Raw genomic sequence first — 16,358 nt, forward strand, 5'->3', positions numbered from 1 at the left:
GTCCAACGGCGACCTGCGCGATATCTACACGCTGTTTGGCCAGCTCGGCGGCGAGTTGACCGCCAATGGCAAGTTCCTGCAAGGGGACAATCTCGGCAAGATGGAGAAGGCCTACAACGAGGTTGCCGATTGGGTGAAGCAAGGTTGGGCGCAACCCTATATCGATTCCGAAACCATCACCCCGACCTTCCTCGCCGGGCAATCCGCCTTCTTCCTCAACGGCAACTGGGAACTGCCGACCATGGAAACCGAAAAGGCCAAGGGCAATGGTTTCGATTATGGTATGGTCAACATCCCGGCCTGGATGGGCAAGCCCGCCAACTGGTCGGACTCGCATTCCTTCGTGATCCCCAACAATGTCGGGGTGAAGATGACGCCGGAGAAGCGCGCCGCGGTGCTTGAAGTCATCCATTGGATGAATGTGAATTCCCTGGAATGGGCCGCAGCCGGTCATATTCCGGCTTATCTGCCCGTCAGCACGTCTGATGCCTACAAGGCACTCAAGCCGCAAGCGGACTATGCCGCGATGGCGCTCAACGCCTTCTACATGCCGAAAACGCCGCTCACCGGTGCCGCATCCAAATTCGACGATGACTGGCAGAACATGGCGTCCGGCCCGCTGAACGGCGAGGGAGATGCCAAGGAAACACTTCAGAAGTTCCGCGATCACATGAACTCTCAGTGATATCTCACGTCAACAGTCCCGGGGCTGGAGCAAGCCCCGGGATCGCAAACCGAGGCAGGTAACAGATGGCCGCAGTCAGCAACAGGAAGAAGGACAACATGATCGCAGCGCTGTTGGTTGCGCCTGCGGTTATTACCTTTCTGATCATCTTTGCCTATCCGACATGGCGGATGGTAGCGATGAGCCTGACCAATGCGCCGCTGATTGGTCCCGGCGAATGGGTCGGTCTCGACAATTACATGCGCCAATTGTCGTCGCTGCAACTGCAAAAAGCGCTTCTGAACACGCTGTATTTCATAGTCCTGACCGTCGTCCCGGGTACGCTCCTCGCGCTTGTCATCGCGATGGGCGTCAGCCGCTTGACCGGGCGCATACAGATGCTGGTCCTGGCATGCTTTTTTCTTCCGTCGATCCTGCCGGTTTCCGTCGTGACGCAGATCTGGACCTGGATTGCAAACATGCAATATGGCGTCCTCCAGAACCTTATCGGTCTGTTTACCGGTGGCCGACCGCTACCGGTGCTGCGCGCTCCCTCGTATTTCATGCCCTCGGTCGCTGTCGTCACCATCTGGTGGACAATCGGCTTCAACATCCTGCTGTTTCTTGCCGCGCTGCGCAGCATCTCGCCCGATGTTTATGAGGCCGCTGCACTCGACAATGCCAGCCGCTGGCGCGTGTTTTCGAAAATTACCTGGCCGCTGATCTGGCCAGTGACCGCATTGGTGCTGACGCTGCAGCTGATTGCACAATTCAAGATCTTTGCGCAGCCCTACCTGCTCGGCTACTTCGCTCATACGCCGGCCGATGCGCAATCCGTGGTCATGACAGTCATCTACGACCTCGCCTTCAAACAGAACAAGGGCGGAGAAGGTGCAGCGGTCGCCACCATCCTGTTCGTCATCATCCTGATTGCCTCCGTCCTGCAATATCAGTTCCTGCGCGCGCGAGGCGAAAAATGAGCATTTCGATGATTGATCAGCGGGCAGGCCTGACAATGGCGACCAGAAGCGTTGCCTCGGGCAAATGGGTGAGCCGCGGGCTTACAGCGCTGACCCTTTTCGGAGCGCTGATCTGGTTTTTTCCCCTTTACTGGGCGATCGTAACCTCGCTCAAATCCGATACCGAAGTGGTGAGCCGAACCACCTCGCTCCTTCCCTCGGCGCCGACGCTTGAGCCCTATCGCTATGTGATCGCGCATTCGAGCATCGTGCAATGGTATATCAACTCAGTCGGCACATCGGCGATCATCGCGATCGTGGTGCTGGCGATAAGCGTCTGCTGCGCTTATGCGCTCAGCCAGATTCAATTTCCCGGACGGCGCCTGATCTATGGCGCACTGATCGCCTCGGTGATGGTGCCGGCGGAAGCGCTCATCATCAATCATTTCGTGCTGATGAACACATTCGGTCTCATCAACAGCTGGGGCGGCATCGTGCTGCCGCAGTTGGTCGTCCCATCCGTGATCATCATTCTCAAACAGTTCTTCGACCAGATCCCGAAGGAGTTTCGCGAGGCGGCGATGCTCGACAATGCCGGGCATTTGACGACGCTTTGGAAGATCTATGTGCCGATGAACTGGGGTGTCATGACCGCACTGGGCATTACAACTTTCATCGCGGCATGGAACAATTTCCTCTGGCCGTTCCTGGTTGCGACGTCGGACGCCACAATCACCATCCCGGTCGGTATCACCCAGGTGAAGGATGTCTTCGGCGTGCGTTTCGCCAAGGACATGGCGGCAGCGGTTCTGGCCGGTCTTCCCGTCGCCATTCTGTACCTTCTCTTCCAAAGGCAGATCACACGCGCCATCATGTTATCAGCCGGGATCAAGGGTTAGCGGCGCCACTCATCAAACCGATCCACTGGTATTGCAATGAAACTGCGGTTGGCGCTGCGCCAAGGTTGCGGGACTTGGCGCAGCTATATGTGACCATTTGTTTGACGGTCGTTCCGCTTACTGCTGTGCAGGCGCAGTTTTCTGAATTTTGTCCTGAACCTTCTTAACGAGCGCCGGATCCTTCTTTGCGGCAGCTAGGATAGCGTTGTATTCGTCTACCGACATGTCCGGTGACGTCTGAACAGCCTGCACCATCTGCTTACTTGCCTCGGCTTGCAGCTGTTGCTTTGCAGTGGGATCAGCTGTTGCTCCTATCTTGGCCGAATAGTCCTGCTTGATCTTGTCCACCTTGAGATAGGCGACTGTAAAAGCATCGATTTTTTGATCGCTGACAGGTGCGGCCGTGGCGGCGCTACCTGTTTGAACTTGATTTGGTTGCTTGTCTTGCGTCGCTTGCTGTGCAAAAGCCGAGTTGCTGATAAACATCAGGCTCAAGGCCGCAACTGTTAGCGATGCGACGGGGATATAGCGATTGATCATCTCAATTCCTCTTCGATAGTGCTGGTGAAACACCTCTTTAACGGGGTAGAGCGAATGGCGGCATAGTGCGTTGATTTTGCCGTTGGCCAGGGTTGAGGAACGATCTGGCGACAATGCGACCGTCAAATGTTTTCTGCGGGGCAATAGCACGGCGATCCGCCGGCCACGAGGCGGCGGTTTTGTGGCTGGAGCGAGTTTCCCCAGTGCAAGGTCGCTTTTGCTTCGCCAGCAACGACCTGTTCCCGAGCGTCGACCGGTCCGACACCGGCCACGTCACCAGGGGTCAGGTGCGCCTGCACCACGCCGATCCCGGAAGGTTCAACGGCTGCACCTGACGCGCTGAGGCCCTCTACACTCCAACGATTTCGCTGAACTGCACGATGGGCACGATGTCCGTATAGTTGGCGACATCCGCGACGATCTCCGCGCGGTGGGGGCCGAACGCCGCCTGGAACGTCTCAAGGCTCGGCGAGTAGACGTGGCACGCCGCGACGAACTCCGGCGCGCTGCCAGGTTCGCGACCCACGAGGCCCTTCTCGATCTCGTAGCGCAGGCAGGCATCGCCGAGCCGCTGCTGGATCAGTGGCAGGTGATGGGTGCGGTAGTAGTCGTGATCGAACTTGGAGCCGCCATCGGCCGGATAGTAAACGCTCATCTTAATCATGTCGGGCTCCTGCCTGAACGCCTCTCCGAGCGTCCGCGAAGCCTTTCTAGGCCACCAGCTGATAAAGCACAACCAGATTTTGGCTGAAGCACGTTTGACGGGAGAAATATGGTTTTCGCCGTACTTTCCGAAGCAGGTGGCGAGGAACGGAAGTGCTAGAGTTCGCCGAAGAAGCGTTCGCCAAGTTTGCCGCAGAGCGATTGAGGAAGGCGCTGAACGGCGGGCCGCGTTTGCGGCCGGGCATCAGCTTGATGTTGGCTCATGAGCCGCACGCGGCTTGGTCGATAGCGCCCGCTTGACTACCGACCACTCGAAATCCGTCAACTCGTTGCAGCGCCGAGCCGTCCGCGGTTCCCTGCGGAAGCTTGAATCAGAGCCTTTCGCTACCAACAGCAATTTACGAGTGCATGACCTGATGCATCAGTCCAAGTCATGATAATGAACGCCACTCCAGGCTGAGCATTGGAGTGGCGTTCGATGGCTGACGATTAGAGATGATCGCGTGGGATGGTTTGTTTCCATTCGCGGGTCTTGACGACCGCGCCATTCGCCTTAGCGGTCAGCACGCCGGAGATATGAAAATTCTCGGCGTCCGAGCGCATGCTGGTCGTGCTGTTGATATCGACCATCCAGCCTTCGCGTCCCATACGATACTGCTGGGTCAGAACATAGGATGCGGAAAGCGGGTCATCGTCGCGCACGCGCAGTTCGCGCTTCAGGCTGTGGCTCAGCTCGGTGCCGATGTCGTCGAAGCGCAGTACGCCTTCGCCGAACAGACCGCCGATGCCTTCCGTCACGTAAAGCGTTTCGCCCGTCACGTGGTCCTGTTCGCTCCAGCGGCGCACACTGCCCGGATCGAGCTGGGTGATCGGCGTCGCTGGCCCATGGGCCGGCTTGTCGAATGCGACTTCATCCTTGTTGCACGACTGCGGGCGAACAGGCAGATCGAGAGCCGAGGCGCCCGTATCGAGCATGAGCGTAACGCGTTTCGGCGACGGCCAGACCATCGGCCAGTAGCCAGTGGCAACCGAAAGCCGGATGCGGTGGCCCTTCTTGAAGCTGTAGCCGCAATCGTTGAGCTTGATCGCGATCTCATAGGTCGTGCCAGGCACCAGCATTTCCGGCCTGTCGTGGCCATGAATGTGGTTGAGGTTGAAAACCTGATAGCTGACGCGCGTCACGCGGCCGTCTGGAAGAATATCGCTTAGACGCAGCGACACCTGAGCGACTGGCTGGTCGACGCTGAAGCGCAGCCGCGCGACCGGAGCGCCGAGAATATCGAGATCCTCGGCAAGGACAGCCGTATCGAAGTTGAGCGAACCGCCATCGTCGAGACGCTGGTCGGTCGGATGTTCGCCGACGCAGCCAGTACCCATCCATTCGCCACCGGCCTTGCCGTGGCTGTTGGGTGACGAAATCGCAAGCAGAGCGGAAGCTGCCTCAGGCTTGCCGAGGGAATAGTCAGCGCCGAGTGCGAAGGTTTTCGACGCAATCGACTTCGACGGCCATTCCGCCTCACCGACCCAGCGACCGTCGGTGAAGGTGCGTGTACCGGTCGGCTCGATCGTGTCGCAGAGATAGGCGCGCAACTTCGGCTCGTCCATGACGCCGGTGTCCTTGCCCTTCAGCCACTGATCCCACCAGCGGACCGCTTCCTGGAGGAAGCCGATTGCCGGACCCGGAACGCCGTCCTGCGGATAGATATGGCCCCATGGTCCGATGATGCCGCGGGAGGGAACCTGCAAGCCTTCGAGAAGCCGCGGCACGGCATTCGTGTAGCTGTCGCTCCAGGCGCCGATTGCGAGAACCGGACACTGGATTGCCGACCAGTCCTCGCAGATCGAGCCATGCTTCCAGTATTCGTCGTAGTGCTGATGTTCGAGCCACAGCGCCGGGAAGAACGGCAGGCGCTCCAGGCGCTCGATCCAGGCATCGCGCCATCCAGCGCCGACGATCTCAGGATCGAGCGGCCGCGACTGGTAGGCGAGCATGATCGTGCCCCACCACAGATTGTCGTTGAGCAGCAGGCCGCCCATGTAGTGGATGTCGTCGGTAAAGCGGTTGTCGGTCGAATAGGCGGTGATGATCGCCTTGAGCGCTGGCGGACGGCATGCGGCGACCTGAAGGCCGTTGAACCCGCCCCAGCTCTTGCCCATCATGCCGATATTGCCGTCGCACCAGGTCTGTTCAGCGATCCAGGCGATGACTTCCAGCGCATCGTCCTGCTCCTGCTGGATATATTCGTCGGCCATGTGCCCGTCAGATTCGCCGGTGCCACGCATGTCGACGCGGATAGCCGCATAGCCGTTCTCGGCGAAATAGCCATGCATCGGCTCGTCGCGACCACGCGTGCCGTCGCGCTTGCGATAGGGGATATATTCAAGCACGGCCGGCAACGGCGTCTTATCGGCACCTTCCGGCAGCCAAAGACGTGCGCCGAGGCGCGTGCCGTCCTTCATGGTGATCCACAAATGCTCTGTGACGTTTACGGTCATGGTCGGTTCCAATGGATTTGAATGCAAGAATTATGCTGCGGCATTTGTGCTGCGCCCGCCAGCTAGCCAGCGACGCGCGCTTTCAAAATATCGTCGAGCCAGTCGCGACGCAGCTCCGGAACAGAAGTAATGAGCTGTCTCGTATAGGCTTCGTAAGGCGGTTCGAAAATGGCCTTCGTCGTGCCGGTTTCAACCACCCTGCCCTTTTGCATGACCATGGTGCGGTCGGCGAGACGCCGCACGACGCCAAGATCATGGGTGATAAAGAGATAGGAGACGCTGAGCTCGTCCTGCAGCTTGCGCAGAAGCTTCAGAATTTCCTCCGCGACCAGCGGATCGAGTGCCGAGGTGACCTCGTCGCAAATGATGAGATCCGGCTTGGCAGCAAGTGCACGGGCAATACAGACACGCTGCTTTTGTCCGCCGGACAGAGCTCCCGGCAGGCGACCGGCAAAATCCGTCGGCAGCCCGATCAGCTCGAGGAGACGGGCGATCTCAACTTTGCGCTGATCTTCCGTCATCCCGAAATAGAACTTCATCGGACGCCCGATGATTTCTCCGACCGTCTGTCGCGGGTTGAGCGCTACGTCGGGAAGCTGATAGACGAGCTGGATGCGACGAAGTTCTTCGCGCGAGCGTTGCTTGTAGCTGCCGGGCAGGCGTTGACCGACAAGCGTGATGACCCCGCTCGAATGCGGAGGCAGGCCGGCAATAATGCGGGCAAGCGTCGATTTGCCGGAACCGGATTCGCCGACGATCGCAAGTGTCTCGCCGCGGCGAACATGGCAGTTCACATCGGCCAGAACCAGCTTCTTGCCATAATAGGCCGTCGCATTCTTCACTTCGAGCAGCATATCGCCGGTCTTCAGTTCGGCCTGCTCTCCAGCGATGCTTGCCTCGCGTTCGGCAACCAGACGGCGGGTATAATCCTGCTTGGGCGCTTCCAATACGTCTTCGGCGGAGCCGAGTTCGACCATCTTGCCGTGACGCAGAACCATGATGCGGTCAGCGATTTGGGCGACGACAGCGAGATCATGGGTGATGTAGAGTGCCGCCGTCCTATAGCGTTGGATCAGGCTGCGCAGGAGCGCCAGCACCTCGATCTGCGTCGTCACGTCAAGCGCGGTCGTCGGCTCGTCAAGCACCAGAATGTCGGGACGGCAAGACATGGCCATGGCGACCATTGCACGCTGAAGCTGTCCGCCGGAAACCTGGTGCGGGTAGCGGTTGGCGAAGGTTTCGGGATCGGGAAGCTGCAACGCATGCAGCAGTTCCAGCATCCAGGCTTTGGCTTCCGCCTTCGACATCAGGCCGTGATAGAGCGGCCCCTCCATGATCTGCTGGCCGATACGGTGCGCCGGATTGAAGGAGGCGGCCGCACTTTGCGCGACATAGGCGATGCGCGCGCCGCGAATGGCCTCGCGGGCCTCCCGCGTTCCCTCCATCAACGAGATGCCATCGACGACGATGAGCCCCTCGGTAATCTTGCAGCCGCCGCGGCCGTAGCCCATTGCCGCAAGCCCGATGGTGGACTTGCCGGCGCCGGACTCGCCGATCAACCCCAGCACCTGGCCGCGCTGCAGTTCGACATCGACGTGATCGACAAGCGTTGCACCCGTCGGCGCCTTGACCATAAGGCCCGTCATCTTGAGTACGAGATCGTTGCTCATCTATCCGCCCCTTGCGTCGTTGCACGTCCGCCGAGAAGCCAATCGACGACGAGGTTGATACCGACCGTGAGGATCGCAATGGCAGCGGCCGGATAAAGGGGCGCATACAGTCCATAGAGGATGGCCTGCTGGTTGTCCTTGACCATGCCGCCCCAGTCCGCAAATGGCGGCTGGATACCGAGGCCCAGAAACGACAGGCCGGCGACGAACAGGAAGGTGAAACAGAAGCGCAATCCGAACTCGGCGATCAGTGGCGGCAGAGTGTTCGGCAGGATCTCGCGCCAGATCAGCCAGCCGAGGCCCTCGCCGCGAAGACGGGCGGTTTCGGCATATTCCAGCACATTGACCCCTTGCGCGACGATCCGAGCCAGGCGGAAAACGCGGGTGGAATCGAGCACCGCGATGGTGATGATCAACACCGGCAGCGACGAGCCAAGCGCCTGCAGGACAACGAGTGCCGATATCAGCACCGGAATACACATGACGGTATCAACGATCCGCGAGAGGATGGTGTCGATCCAGCCGCCGAAGATGGCGGCAAGGAAGCCAAGTGGCACGCCAATGCCGAACGAGAGCAGCGATGCGGCGAGTGAAACGCCAATGGACATCTGCGCGCCATAGAGCAGCCGTGAAAGCATGTCGCGACCGTTCTGGTCGAGGCCGAACCAGAAATCCGCGGATGGAGGATCGAACGGTGCACCGACGATTTCCTCCTGGCCATGGGGCGCGATCATCGGCCCGAAGAGGAACAGGGCAATCGCAATGGCGACGATGGCAAGGCCAAGCCAAGCCGTGAAGGGGATGGATTTCTTCATGGCTCTACCGGGAATGCCTCAGTCGCGGATTGAGGGCGATGGCAGCGACATCCGCGATGATATTGAGAATGACGTAGGCCGCGCCGAAAACCAGGGCTGCGGCCTGCACCAATGGCAAGTCGCGCTTGGAGACGGCATCGACCATGAAACGGCCAAGGCCGTTGTAGTTGAAGACCGCCTCGACGAGCACGACGCCGGTGATCAGGTAGGCAATGTTGAACGCCACGACGTTGACGATCGGCGCGGCCGCATTGGGAAGCGCATGTCTGACCACCACACGTTTGGTCCGCAGGCCCTTCAGATATGCGGTCTCGACGTAGGCCTGATCCATCACCGACAGTACGGCCGTGCGGGTCATGCGCATCATCTGCGCGACGGTGACGAGAACCAGCGTCAGCGCGGGAAGCGCAGTCGCCTGTATCCACTCGAGGAAGGTCATTCCTTCATAGGTATCCGCCAGGCTCGGAAGTAGATTGAAGCGGATCGACAGGAACAGGATCAGCAGCAGGCCGAGGAAATACTCCGGCAGGGACACGAAGGCGAGCGCGATGATGTTGACGATGCGATCGAATATGCCGCCGCGCTTCACTGCAGTCAGGAGACCAAGCAGAATGGCAAGCGGCACGCTGATGACGCCGGCAAAGGCGGCCAGCGCCATGGTGTTCCAGAAGCGCGGCCACAACAGGTCGGCCACCGGCTGTTGGTTTGCAAGCGACGTGCCGAGATCGCCGGTCAGGAAGCCTGCCAGCCATGAGATGTAACGCGTGAAAAGTGGTTGATTGAGACCGAGGCTTTCGCGCAGCGTCGCGAGCGCCTCAGGTGTCGCATTCTGGCCGAGGATGGCCGACGCCACGTCGCCGGGCAGGATCTGCGTGCCGGCGAAAATCAACGCCGACACCAGGAACAGCGTGAGGAGCCCGAGCCCCACACGCTTCAGGATTAGAACAGTCATTTACGCTTCCAGCCAGACTTTTTCAGCGAGGCGCGCACCCATCAGATTGAACATCGGGTGGGTCGTCACACCCTTCAGCTTCTTGGAGGTGGCGTCGAGATAATCGCCGAACATCGGGATAAGCGCGCCGCCGTCATTGCTGAGGGAAGCCTGCAGTTCGGCATAGATTTCCTTGCGCTTTGCAGGATCAAGCATGGCGCGGGCTTCCAGCAGCTTGGCATCGAAATCGGCGTTCTTCCAATGGGTGTCGTTCTGCGATGCATTGGAGACATAGGCGACGCTCAAGGCCTGGTCCGTGGTCGGGCGGCCGCCGCGATAGGACATGCAGAAGGGCGCCTTCATCCAGACATTGTCCCAATAACCGTCTGCCGGTTCGCGCTTGATGCCGATCTCGATCCCGGTCTTGGCGGCAGCCGTGCGGACGATGGCCGCAGCGTCGACGGCGCCGGTAAAGGCTGCATCAGACGCAGAAAGCTGGATCTTGAGGGAGCTCATGCCGGCCTGTTTCAGATAGTATTTGGCCTTTTCCGGATCATAGGCGCGCTGCGGCAGAGCGGCATCGAAGTACGGATCCGTGCTTGGGATCGGATTGTCGTTGCCGAGGCGACCATAGCCGCGCAGAGCCGTTTTCAGGAGCTGCTCGCGATCGATCGCATATTTCAGGGCAAGCCGGATGTTGTTGTCGGTAAACGGCGCCTGCGTGCAATCCATCAGGAAGGAGAAATGCTGGCCGCCGGCCGATTGGACGATGTTGAGGTTCGGATTGCGCTTCAAAAGATCGACGGTCTTGAAGTCGAGCTGGTTGATCGCATGGACCTGGCCGGACATCATCGCATTGGTGCGGGCAGACACATCGTTGATGACGATGACTTCGACCGCATCGACCCATGCCGTGTTCGGCTTCCAGTAGCTTTCATTGCGCTTGAAGCGGGCACGGACGCCCGGCTGGAAGCTTTCATAGACGAAGGGGCCGGTGCCGACGGGCTTGTTGAAATCGGTCCAGTCCTTCGGGACGACGAGGAAATGGTAGTCCGACAGGACATAAGGAAGATCGGCGTTACCGCTCTTGAGCGTGATCTTGATCGTACCGGCATCGATCTTGGCAACGTCGGTGAACTCCGATGCAAGCGATCGTGCACCGGACGAGGTTTCACCGCGATGCAGGTTGATCGAATAGAGGATATCGTCGGCATCGAGCGTCTTGCCATTGTGGAAGGTCACGCCTTGGCGGACCTTGAACGTCCATTCCCTGGCATCTGCCGAAGGTTCCCAGCTTTCGAAGAGCTCAGGCACCGCCTTGTTGTTGGCGTCGATTTCCACAAGGCCGTTCATCAGCATGTAGGCCTGATTGACCGGCACCCAATCCTTCAGAAGACGCGGATCGAAATTATCGGTGGTGCTGCCGCCGCCAATGCCAAGCTTGAGCAAACCGCCTTTTTTCGGTGTACCCTCGCTTGCGGCGGCTGCGGGCGATGTGATCAGCCCGCTCATGCCGCCGATGCTGGCCAGACCCAATCCGGCTACACCCGACATGAATGTGCGGCGCGTCAATTGAACCTGGTTTTTCTGCTCGAGCATTCGTTACCCCTGTGTTTAATTCATAGCTCATAGGATTTTGCCGGTGGGTATCTTACCGCGGGCCCCATATTCAAGGGCAAATACTCTATTTTCGGGTATGACTTTTGTGCATAGCCCCATGCAAAATGCATGGCTTGGCATTTGCTGGAACAGGATTAAAGGAGCGTCGCAAACGTGATGGCGGGAGGCGCATTTCGCAAGAAAAGCACAACCTGCCTTTTTGGATTTGGATAATCCTGGAGTTCGAAATGAGTATGCCCGACATTGTCGGCCTTTTGGGAGCCGCCTTCTATCTGACGGCTTATGCGTTGCTTCAATTACGCATTTTGACGGTTGACGACTTTTTGGTCACCGTGCTCAACGTCGCAGGCGGCGTTGCGCTCATCTATTCGCTGATGTGGAATTTCAACCTGGGATCGCTGATCTCGCAGGTCGCATGGCTGATTATTACCGTGGTCGGATATGCGCGCTTCCGCATGATTTCACGCAGGCGCGCAGCGTAGTAGTGAGATGACGAGATGTATTGGGCCCATTCGCTGGGCCCGATCATTTTCATGTGATCACATGGGCGCGTTACTGGCTATCAGCCAATCGGATACTTCGCGCACGATCTTACGTTGATGCCGGTCAGCCGGACGCATCAGATAGAAATAGGCACCCGACCGCATAATGTGACTGTGAACGGGAACCAGCGTTCCTGAGGCCAGTTGCTCCCCTATGAGCCAGGTCCAGCCGAGCGTGATGCCGATGCCCTGCGTGGCTGCAGCCACGCACAGGCCATAGTCACCGAGCCGCCATTCCAGCGCACCGGCCGGCGGTGCAAGCTTTGCGTCTTGCCACCATTCCGGCCATCCCTGCCATTCGCGCATCGTATCCTCGATGGCGAGCAGAACGGGCGCGGTCTGCTCCATAATGTGGAGCGAACCCGGCGCCGAGACCGGCACGATCTCCTCCTGGCCGAGAACGGTGAGATTGACGCCAATTGGCCGTTCCTTGCGATAGAAGATTGCAAGGTCGAATTCGTCTAGTCGCAGATGGGCGACATCGTCGGTCACGCGCAGGCGAATTTCAATGCCGGGAATTTCGGCCTTCAGAATGGCGACGCGCGACAGGAACCACTGGTCGGCAATGCCACGCGAGCAGGCAATGGTAATCTGCCGGGGGCCTGTCCATGCCCGCAGCCCGTCGGTAACGGCGCTCAGATCGCCAAGAAGACGGCTGACTTCCGATGCATAGGTCTCGCCGATCGCGGTCAGTTGAACGCCAAGCGGCAGTCGGTTGAACAGCTTCGAGCCGATGAAGGCTTCGAGCTTGCCGATCTGACGACTGATGGCACTTTGGGTAAGGCCCAGTTCCAGTCCGGCACGAGAGAAGCTACCAAGCCGGGCTGCACTGTCGAAGACGACGAGTGCGTTCAATGGCGGCATGGATTGGCGTCCACCTTCCATGAATAAATGCTTTCAAGAATTCCAAATGTCGGGATTGCCCTAATACCGCAATGCGCAAACAGCAAGATCGATATCGTCGGGATTTTGGCCTGTCATGGTAATATGATAGGCTGATAACCCTCCTTCACTCGTCTTGCGTTCACTCCGCTCCTGCGGTTTCACGAGCTGGTTTAGGCTTGCCCTCAAGCAAGCATCGCCCGGCGCGATCAGCGGATCGATATCGAACGAACTCGCTCTATCCTACCCTAGCGCATGCGGGAAAGGCCGCCGCGATCGAGGATGTGCTTGATCGACCCCTTCTCCATGATCGCGGCACGGTCGCACATGTGGGCCACGACGCCGGGATCGTGGCTGACAAGGACGAATGTCATGGCGTGCAGCTCCTTCAGATCATTGAGCAGATTGAGGATGCCGGCCTGGACGGAAACATCCAGCGCAGAGGTCGGCTCATCAAGAAGCAAGAGCTTCGGCCGCAACAGCAATGCGCGCGCGATGGCCACCCGCTGCCGTTGGCCGCCGGAAAGCTGGTGCGGATAGCGACTGCTTGCCGCTGCCGGGAGACCGACCTGATCAAGCGCCGTCTGCACCTGAGCATCGATATCCTTTATCCCCCTCAGCGATAATGGCTCGCCGAGAATGCGCATGATGCTGTGCCGTGGATGCAGCGAAGAGTACGGATCCTGAAACACCATCTGGATATTATCACGCAGACTGCCAGCGATCTTTTTGCCAGCTTGAAGCGGTGCGCCAAAAACGGAAATAGCGCCTTGCCAGCTGGTGTTTAGTCCGGCAATGGCGCGCAGCACCGTCGTCTTGCCGCAACCGGACTGACCGATGAGACCAAAGGTCTCGCCGCTCGCAATGTCGAAGCTGACACCGCGGACCGCAGTAAACGACTGGCGTGTGCCGGAAAAGCTAATAGAAAGATCGGAAACGGAAAGGGCGTTCATGTGCCTACCCCATAGACCGGCAGGCGGGTGCCGTAGGTTTCAGCCGACGGCCGTGCGGCCCAGAGCGCGCGTGTATAGTCGGATTGCGCATTGGCCAGATCCGCTGCGGCCAGTTCCTCGTCGATGCGGCCGCTTCTCAGCACAATCACACGATCTGCATATCGCGATACCTGCTGCAGATCATGGCTGATCAGCAACAACCCCATCCCGAATTGTTCGGTCAGCGAGCGCAGCAGCGCCAATATCTGGTTTTGAAGTTCTCGGTCGAGCGCTGAGGTCGGCTCGTCGGCGATCAGCAGTTTCGGGCGATTGATCAGCATTGCCGCGATCATCACGCGCTGCCCCATGCCACCCGAGAGTGCCGCAGGATAGCTCGAATAGACACGCTCGGGATCGGGAAGACCGACCATGTCGAGCATATCGAGTGCCCGCTCGCGTCGCTCCGCAGCCGAAAGGCGTGTATGCAACAACAATGTCTCTTCAACCTGGCGACCGACCTTATGCGCTGGATTGAGCGAATATTTCGGATCCTGAAGGACGAGCCCGATGTCCTTTCCCCGGAGGGCGTTCCAGCCGGAAGGCGCAAGAGAAAGGAGGTTCCGTTCGTCGAATGACAGACGCTTTGCCTGGACTGTCGCCGTGCGCGGCAGCAGCCCCATGATGGCTCTCCCCGTCATTGACTTTCCGGACCCGGACTCGCCGACGAGCGCGACGATTTCTCGACCGACCGTAAAGTCGATGCCGTCGACGACACGCACCGGACCGACCTCGGATGGAAAGGAAACCGACAGGTCCTCAACGGTTAGCAGCGCTTCAGCCATGACGCGGATCCAGTATGTCGCGCAGACCGTCAGCCAAGAGATTAAAGGCCAAGGAGGTGATGAGAATGGCAAAGCCGGGCACTGCCGCCACCCACCATTGATCGAAGATGACCTGCGTGCCCTCCGAGACCATGGCGCCCCACTCCGCCGTCGGCGGGCGCACGCCGAGCCCGAGAAAGCCGAGCCCGGCCGCGGCCAGAATGATGCCTGATAGATCAAGGGCCAACCGGATGATCGCCGATGGTAACACCAGCGGCAGCACATGACCGTAAAGCAGCCGGATACCTTTGATGCCAACCATTTCGGCGGCGGCCAGATAGTCGCTGCGGCGAAGCGCTGCCGTCTCGACCCGCGCCTGGCGGGCATAGGCGGGCCAACTCGTCAGCGATAGTGCCAAGGCACCATTGACCAAACCCGGTCCCATGATCGCGACGAAGGCAAAGGCGAGCAACAGGCGCGGGAAGGACATGACGACATCGGTGATGCGCATGAGGATGCGCTCAGTGATGCCGCCGAAATAGCCTGCCAGTATGCCGACGAGGATGCCGAGCGGAGCCATCAGGAGAACGACGAACAAGAGCAGCAGCAAGGTCGGCCGCGCACCATAGATCATGCGAGATAGCAGATCGCGCCCGAACCCGTCCGTGCCGAACCAATGCGCCGCACTTGGCGGCATCAGGCGATTGGCCGTCTCCTGCAGATTGGGATCATAGGGCGCGATCCAGGGCGCCAGCAATGCGGCAGCAAGAATGAGGAGGACGACGATGCTGCCAGCCGCGGCCGATGGTGATCGGAGGACACGTCGCAGGAAAGACGGCCCTTCGAAGGGATGCTGGACAACGGCGCTCAACGCTTCTTCCCCACTTCTAGCCGTGCGACGCCGAGATCCGTCAGCGCGTTCAGAAGGACGAAAGACATGCCGACGACCAACGTTGCGCCAAGGATCGCCGGCATGTCGCCGGCAAACATCGCCGTCGTCAGATAGCGGCCGATGCCGGGCCAGGCGAATACGGTCTCCGTCAGCACAGCCCCTTCAAGCAGGCTGGCATAGGAAAGGGCGATCACGATCAGAAGCGTCCCGGATATGTTCGGTAGGATATGTGTGAAGACGATGCGGGAAAGGCTCGCGCCCTTGGCACGCGCAGTCGTGACATATTCCTGTCCAAGCTCGGTCAGGATCGCAGCCCGCGTCAGCCGCGAAATGGCAGCAAGCGCATGAAAGGCGAGTACTGTTGCCGGCAGGATGAGATGCGCCAGCGCATCGCGAAAGGCGCCCTGTTTGCCCGATAGCCATGCATCGATCAGGGCAAAACCGGTGGCGGGTTTAACCGTATATTGAAAGACGACATCGGCACGCCCCGGACCTGGTGCCCAATGCAGCCGCGCATAAAAGAACAGCAGCATCAGCAGACCAAGCCAGAAGATCGGCACCGAATAGCCGAAGAGTGAGACGATCCGCGCAATCCCGTCAAGCCATGTCCCCTGGCGCATCGCAGCCGTGATCCCGAGTGCGAGGCCAATAATCGAGCCGAGGATGATCGCCGTGGTCGCGAGCTCTATCGTTGCCGGAAAGGTCCGGGCAATGTCCTTGGCAACCGGCTGTCCCGTTGAGGTCGATCGGCCTAAATTCCCCGACGCGGCCGTCTCGACGTAGCGAAGGAATTGCATCGGCAGGGGTTGATCGAGGCCGAGCTCGGCGCGGGCCTGCTCGTATGTCGATTGACTGGCATGATCGCCAACCATCTGCAATGCGGGATCGATCGGCGACAGACGCGTCAAGGCAAAGGTTACCAGCGCGAGCCCGAAAAGGGTGAGCGCAAAAGACCAGACCCACGAGAGAAAAGAGCGCACGAAAGACAACTCCCGCCAGGCTTTCATCTGGCGGGAGTTGGTCATGTCGGCA

Annotated in this window: 15 protein-coding genes and 1 pseudogene; 4 read left to right on the plus strand and 12 right to left on the minus strand. The window is 59.4% G+C overall.

The window, feature by feature from the left end; genetic code table 11:
* The 3 genes and pseudogenes from QD461_RS23460 to QD461_RS23470 all read left to right on the plus strand — a co-directional run.
* Positions 1 to 685: pseudogene (locus QD461_RS23460) on the plus strand (hypothetical protein); the annotation flags it as partial.
* Positions 686 to 750: 65 nt separating this feature from the next.
* Complete coding sequence (locus tag QD461_RS23465; RefSeq protein WP_414089891.1) at positions 751 to 1,644, plus strand: carbohydrate ABC transporter permease; 894 nt, start codon at positions 751 to 753, stop codon at positions 1,642 to 1,644.
* 35 nt (positions 1,645 to 1,679) lie between these two features.
* A complete protein-coding gene (locus QD461_RS23470) occupies positions 1,680 to 2,522 on the plus strand; it encodes a carbohydrate ABC transporter permease (protein WP_414089988.1) in 843 nt (280 codons plus the stop codon).
* Positions 2,523 to 2,639: 117 nt separating this feature from the next.
* Here the strand turns inward: QD461_RS23470 and QD461_RS23475 are convergent, their stop codons facing one another.
* The 7 genes from QD461_RS23475 to QD461_RS23505 form a co-directional block, all read right to left on the minus strand.
* A complete protein-coding gene (locus QD461_RS23475) occupies positions 2,640 to 3,062 on the minus strand; it encodes a DUF4168 domain-containing protein (RefSeq protein WP_414089989.1) in 423 nt (140 codons plus the stop codon).
* A gap of 349 nt (positions 3,063 to 3,411) precedes the next feature.
* Positions 3,412 to 3,726, minus strand: a complete 315-nt coding sequence (locus QD461_RS23480) for an EthD family reductase (protein ID WP_184707295.1) — start codon at positions 3,724 to 3,726, stop codon at positions 3,412 to 3,414.
* Positions 3,727 to 4,214: 488 nt separating this feature from the next.
* Positions 4,215 to 6,221 carry a CocE/NonD family hydrolase gene (locus QD461_RS23485; protein WP_414089892.1) on the minus strand — a complete coding sequence of 669 codons (2,007 nt, stop codon included), beginning with the start codon at positions 6,219 to 6,221 and terminating at the stop codon, positions 4,215 to 4,217.
* Between the two features lie 62 nt (positions 6,222 to 6,283).
* Positions 6,284 to 7,891: an ABC transporter ATP-binding protein gene (locus QD461_RS23490; protein ID WP_414089893.1), complete on the minus strand. Its 1,608-nt coding sequence runs from the start codon at positions 7,889 to 7,891 to the stop codon at positions 6,284 to 6,286.
* Positions 7,888 to 8,706, minus strand: coding sequence for an ABC transporter permease (locus QD461_RS23495; protein WP_414089894.1), 819 nt, complete (start codon positions 8,704 to 8,706; stop codon positions 7,888 to 7,890). The genes QD461_RS23490 and QD461_RS23495 overlap by 4 nt, the downstream gene beginning before the upstream one ends.
* 4 nt (positions 8,707 to 8,710) lie before the next feature.
* Complete coding sequence (locus QD461_RS23500; protein ID WP_414089895.1) at positions 8,711 to 9,658, minus strand: ABC transporter permease; 948 nt, start codon at positions 9,656 to 9,658, stop codon at positions 8,711 to 8,713.
* Complete coding sequence (locus QD461_RS23505) at positions 9,659 to 11,236, minus strand: ABC transporter substrate-binding protein (protein WP_414089896.1); 1,578 nt, start codon at positions 11,234 to 11,236, stop codon at positions 9,659 to 9,661.
* 134 nt (positions 11,237 to 11,370) lie between these two features.
* Between QD461_RS23505 and QD461_RS23510 the strand changes: the two genes are divergently transcribed.
* On the plus strand, positions 11,371 to 11,739 hold the full coding sequence (locus tag QD461_RS23510) for a CBU_0592 family membrane protein (protein ID WP_414089897.1): 369 nt from the start codon (positions 11,371 to 11,373) through the stop codon (positions 11,737 to 11,739).
* A 57-nt stretch (positions 11,740 to 11,796) separates the two neighbouring features.
* On the opposite strand, the gene QD461_RS23515 is transcribed toward QD461_RS23510, so the two are convergent.
* From QD461_RS23515 to QD461_RS23535, 5 genes are all read right to left on the minus strand, one after another.
* Complete coding sequence (locus tag QD461_RS23515; RefSeq protein ID WP_414089898.1) at positions 11,797 to 12,684, minus strand: LysR family transcriptional regulator; 888 nt, start codon at positions 12,682 to 12,684, stop codon at positions 11,797 to 11,799.
* A 245-nt stretch (positions 12,685 to 12,929) separates the two neighbouring features.
* Entirely contained in the window at positions 12,930 to 13,634 is a 705-nt protein-coding gene (locus QD461_RS23520; protein WP_414089899.1) for an ABC transporter ATP-binding protein, read from the minus strand.
* Positions 13,631 to 14,455, minus strand: coding sequence for an ATP-binding cassette domain-containing protein (locus QD461_RS23525; protein WP_414089900.1), 825 nt, complete (start codon positions 14,453 to 14,455; stop codon positions 13,631 to 13,633). The genes QD461_RS23520 and QD461_RS23525 overlap by 4 nt, the downstream gene beginning before the upstream one ends.
* Entirely contained in the window at positions 14,448 to 15,305 is an 858-nt protein-coding gene (locus tag QD461_RS23530; RefSeq protein ID WP_414089901.1) for an ABC transporter permease, read from the minus strand. Before QD461_RS23530 ends, QD461_RS23525 begins: the two co-directional genes overlap by 8 nt.
* Entirely contained in the window at positions 15,302 to 16,351 is a 1,050-nt protein-coding gene (locus tag QD461_RS23535; RefSeq protein WP_414089990.1) for an ABC transporter permease, read from the minus strand. Before QD461_RS23535 ends, QD461_RS23530 begins: the two co-directional genes overlap by 4 nt.
* Between the last annotated feature and the right edge of the window lie 7 nt (positions 16,352 to 16,358).

The organism is Rhizobium sp. BR 314 (assembly GCF_047445805.1).
In the GTDB taxonomy this organism is placed as follows: Bacteria; Pseudomonadota; Alphaproteobacteria; order Rhizobiales; family Rhizobiaceae; genus Rhizobium; species Rhizobium lusitanum_B.